Source organism: Arthrobacter sp. TB 26 (genome assembly GCF_000427315.1).
GTDB lineage: Bacteria > Actinomycetota > Actinomycetes > Actinomycetales > Micrococcaceae > Arthrobacter.
The window spans coordinates 1-4,425 of the sequence record NZ_AUPJ01000488.1; the positions used below are offsets into that span (position 1 = coordinate 1).

Consider the following 4,425-nt stretch of genomic DNA (forward strand, 5'->3'; position numbering starts at 1 on the left):
CCAGCCGGTCGGCCAGCGACAAGGCCTCTTCCTGGTCGTGCGTCACGTAAAGCGTGGTGAGGCCGAGTGACTGATGGAGGCGGCGGATCTCGGTCCGCATCTCCAGGCGCAGCTTCGCGTCCAGGTTCGACAGCGGCTCGTCCATGAGGACCAGCGGGGGGCGGAGCACCACGGCGCGGGCGATTGCCACGCGCTGCTGCTGGCCGCCGGACATTTGGCCGGGAAGCTTGCTCGCGTGCGGCCCCAGCTGAACCAGTTCGATCGCCTCAGCCACACGCTTCTTGATTTCCCCCTTGGGAACGTTGCGCATTTCCAGGCCGAACGCGATGTTCTTCTCCACGCTCAGGTGCGGGAAGAGGGCGTAGTTCTGGAACACCATGCCGAAGCCGCGCTTCTCGGGCGGGAGCTGGTCGATCTGCTTGCCGTCCATGAGGATGCGGCCGCCGGTCAGCGGCAGCAGGCCGGCCAGGCAGTTTAAGGCCGTCGACTTACCGCAACCGGAGGGTCCGAGCAGGGCGATGAACTCCCCGCTGCGGATCGAGAGGTTGAGGTTCCGGAGCGCGTTCTGGCCGCCGAACGAACGGGCCACATTTTCAAGCTCGAGCGTCTCAAAGCTCGTGGCGTGAATGCTCATTTCTTTTGCTCAACCTTTCCGGTGGCCACCTGCGTGTCCCAGGTGTCAAAGGCCTTCACCAAGGCGGCGGCGTCGATGGGCGTGGCCTTGGGGTTGTCCTTGATCAGCGCATCGTATTCAGGACGGCCGAACTTCGCGATGACGTCCTTGCTGGCCTGCGGGGCGAGGTCAACACTGACGTCCTTGATGGCCGGGCCCGGGTAGAAGTAGCCGGTGTCAAAGGTCTTCGCCTGCTGTTCCGGGGTCAGTGCGTACTGCAGCACCTGAAGGATCGCCGCCATCTTGTCCGCGGAGACGCCCTTGGGCACCGCAGCGTACTGAGCGTCCGTGACCCAGGTGAAGCCCTTAAGCGCCTGCGTCTTGAAGTTTTCCGGAACCTGGCCTAGGGCGCGGGGGTTGATATCCCAGCCCGTCGTGGTGATCGCCATGTCCCACGTGCCGTTTTTCAGGTTGTTCATGGTCACACCCGTGCCGGTCGGGTACGAGGAGACGCTCTGGTTGAGCTGCTTGAGGTAGTCCCAGGTCTTGTTCCAGCCATTCACCGGGTCCTTGGGGTCGGAGTCGCCGAGGATATACGGCAGGCCCATGAGGAACGTGCGTCCGGGGCCCGAGTTAGCAGGACGGGCGTAGCCGAAGCGGCCCGGGTGATCCTTGGCCCAGCTCAGGAGTTCCTCAGCCGTGGTCGGTGGGTTGGGCACCTTGTCCGGGTTGTATTCAAGCAGCGGGCCGGAGGGGTAGTAGGTCAACGCGACGGCCTGGTCCTGGGCCAGCTTCTGCATCTCTGCGGCAGGCTCCAGATAGTTGGCCATGTTGCCCAGCCGGTCCTTGTAATCCTTTGCCACCGGAGCGAACAGGCTCTCGCTGATGCCTGCAGCGAGGCCGTCGGTGCCGGTCAGGACGAGGTCAATCTTGAGGTTTCCGGCCTGCTGCTGGGCCTTGACCTTGCCGGCCATGTCGGGGGCGCCGGCGGTCTCCCAGGTGACCGAAGAGATGATGTCCGGGTGGTCCTTGGTGAACTGGTCGAAGATGGCGCCGGTCAGTTGCTTGTTGCCGGCAACGTCGAGGATGTTCAGGGCAACGGCCTTGGAGGGCTTCTCCGGAACGCTTCCCGCAGACAGCGTAGCGGCTGACGCGTTGTCGCTTCCCGGGGCGCCGCAACCGGTGGCCAGCAGCCCCGCCACGCCGAGGGTTGCTGCCCATTGGACTCTTCTAGATGCTCGCATGGGATTTCCTTTCATTGCGTCCGGCAGCATTGCCGGACGGACGCTCACGGATGGCGGAGGGCACTACGGATGTGGATTGGCGGACGACGATTTCGATCGGAAGGTATTCGGCGGGGCGGGGGGCCGCGTGGGGATCCAGGCTGTCGACCAGCCGGTCGACGGCGGCGCTGCCAACCTTCCGCAGGGGCGCCCGGACAGTAGTCAAAGCGGGGGAGACGAGGGTTGCGGCATTGATGTCATCAATGCCGACTATGCTCATCTCGTCCGGGACGATAATGCCCCGGGCATGCAACCGGGCGATGATGCCCAGGGCCATGAGGTCGTTGTAGGCCAGGACTGCCGTGAGGTCGGCGGCCACCGCGAGATCCGCGGCGGACTGACCGCCGCCGAAGACCGGCGCGAACGATCCCAGGGAGACCACCTCGAGCCCGGCCAGGCCCGGAACGGCCTGTTCGATGCCGAGGCGGCGTTGCTGGTCCGACCAGGAACCGGTGGGGCCGCCGGCATAGCCGACCTTCCGGTGTCCCAGGGCGTGGAGGTGCTCGAGCGCCTGGCGCACGATTTCCTGGTCGTTCACGGTGATGTCCGGCAGGCCCTCCATGCGTCGGTTGATCAGCAGGACGGGGATGCCACCGAGCAGCGATGCCAAGTCCGCGTCGGACATCCGTGACGAGCACAGAATCAGCCCGTCAACCTGCGGCTTGAGCTTGCTCACCAGTTCCCGCTCCACGCGGCTGTCCTCATCGGAATCGGCCACAAAAACGGAGTAGCCCGCGGCCAGGGCCCTGGCCTGCACACCCTTGGTGACCGATGCGAAGTATGGGTTCTCGAGATCCGGCACCACCAGGCCGAGCGTCCCCTTGCGGCCGGTGGCGAGGCCCCGAGCGGCGTTGTTGGGGGTGTAACCCAGTTCGCGCGCCTTGTCGATGATCTGCTGGCGGGTGCGGGGTGCGACCAGATCCGAGGAGGACAGGGCCCTGGACACCGTCGACGGCGAGACGCCCAGCGCCTTCGCCACATCCCGAACCGTGATGGATCCCTTCATGCGTACTTCACCTAACATCGTCGTCAGCCGCGGTCATGTGCGGTCCGTCACATCCTGCAACCGCTTGCAATGATCTGTCAATACTTTCGGAAAGAATCATTTGAAGGCCAAGTCCAGCCGCGGTGAAATCCCGGCAATTACGGCAGTTTCATTGCTTTACGAGGCATCGGCGTGCATATTTAGATTTAGTTCAAACGTTGATTTTGTTGCATTTTGTTTCATTGGAGAGGCAAATTACATGAGTGATTCCACTGCCTGGGCCATCGACCCGGACCGGGCCCTTCCTGCGGATCCGGCAACACGGAGCATCGCCCGGGAGCTGTACAACGCCGTGTCCGCCCTGCCCATCGTGTCGATGCATGGCCACGTCGAGGCCGACGTGTTCGTGGACAACGAATTTTTTGGGAACCCAGCGGACTTGCTGGTGGTTCCGGACCACTACCTGGTGCGCATGCTGGTCTCGCAGGGATACTCCCCGGCTGAGCTCGGCGTGGCGAACCGGCAGGACGGGGCCCTGGCGGAGCGGGATGCGCGCCTGATCTGGCGGCGTTTCTGCGAGAACTGGAAACTGTTCCGCGGAACGCCCACGCGCTATTGGCTTGAACATGAGCTGGCGGTCGTTTTTGAGACGCCGCTGCAGCCGTCCGCGGAGAATGCCGATGTCCTCTTCGACAAGCTCTCGGCCCTGCTCCAAACCGAAGCGTTTCGCCCCCGGTCCATTCTCGACCGGTTCAACGTCGAAATTCTTGCCACGACGGATTCCGCGCTGTCCGATCTTTCCGCCCACCGCAAACTCAGTGACGCGCTGGGGCCGGGCCGGATCGTCCCGACCTTCCGGCCCGATTCGCTGCTGCACATCGACCACCCCAGATGGCAGGACGAAATCCGGATGCTTTCGGAGGTTTCCGGGGTGGAAGTGGCGGACTACGGCAGCTTCCTGAAAGCCCTCCGGCAGCGCCGCCACGCGTTTGTCGACGCCGGCGCCCGCGCCACCGATCATGGCCACCTGCTGGCTGACACCACCCCATTGCCGCCGGCCGAGGCGCAGCGGATCTTTGCCGCGGCAACCCGCGGGGAAGTGACCGCGGAGGAGGCCCAGGCCTTCTCCGGCAGCATGCTGTATGAGATGGCCCGGATGTCCGTCGAGGACGGACTGGTGATGCAGCTCCATCCCGGGGTGCTGCGCAACCACTGCCACAGCGTGTACGACTCCTACGGGGCGGACAAGGGCTTCGACATCCCCGTCGGTGTGGAGTTCACCCGTTCGCTGCGGCCGCTGCTGGAGGGCTTCGGCATGAACAAGGACTTCCGTTTCATCGCTTTCACCACCGATGAAACGGTCTACTCGCGGGAACTCGCGCCCCTCGCCGGCTGCTATCCCGCGATGAAACTCGGTGCACCCTGGTGGTTCCTGGACAGCCCGGAACAGATGCGGCGTTTCCGTGAGTCCGCCGTCGAAACGGCCGGATTCTACAACACGAGCGGCTTCGTCGACGACACCCGGGCGCTCGCCTCCATCCCGG

Annotated in this window: 4 protein-coding genes; 1 reads left to right on the forward strand and 3 read right to left on the reverse strand. The window is 64.3% G+C overall.

Annotated features, from left to right (window positions below; translation table 11 throughout):
* From K789_RS0119005 to K789_RS0119015, 3 genes are all read right to left on the reverse strand, one after another.
* Positions 1–634: ABC transporter ATP-binding protein (locus K789_RS0119005; protein ID WP_024368134.1), on the reverse strand; the 634-nt coding region annotated here is incomplete at its 3' end.
* Positions 631–1,857 carry an extracellular solute-binding protein gene (locus tag K789_RS0119010; RefSeq protein WP_024368135.1) on the reverse strand — a complete coding sequence of 409 codons (1,227 nt, stop codon included), beginning with the start codon at positions 1,855–1,857 and terminating at the stop codon, positions 631–633. The genes K789_RS0119010 and K789_RS0119005, both read right to left, overlap by 4 nt.
* Positions 1,844–2,902 carry a LacI family DNA-binding transcriptional regulator gene (locus K789_RS0119015; RefSeq protein WP_051181170.1) on the reverse strand — a complete coding sequence of 353 codons (1,059 nt, stop codon included), beginning with the start codon at positions 2,900–2,902 and terminating at the stop codon, positions 1,844–1,846. Before K789_RS0119015 ends, K789_RS0119010 begins: the two co-directional genes overlap by 14 nt.
* Before the next feature lie 238 nt (positions 2,903–3,140).
* Between K789_RS0119015 and uxaC the strand changes: the two genes are divergently transcribed.
* The coding region (uxaC, locus tag K789_RS0119020) for a glucuronate isomerase (protein ID WP_024368137.1) at positions 3,141–4,425 on the forward strand (1,285 nt) is incomplete at its 3' end.

Excerpts from the sequence above, each read along its gene's own strand:
- K789_RS0119015 (WP_051181170.1), bottom strand. The coding sequence starts at position 2,902 with ATGAAGGGATCCATCACGGTTCGGGATGTGGCGAAGGCGCTGGGCGTC.
- K789_RS0119010 (WP_024368135.1), bottom strand. The coding sequence starts at position 1,857 with ATGCGAGCATCTAGAAGAGTCCAATGGGCAGCAACCCTCGGCGTGGCG.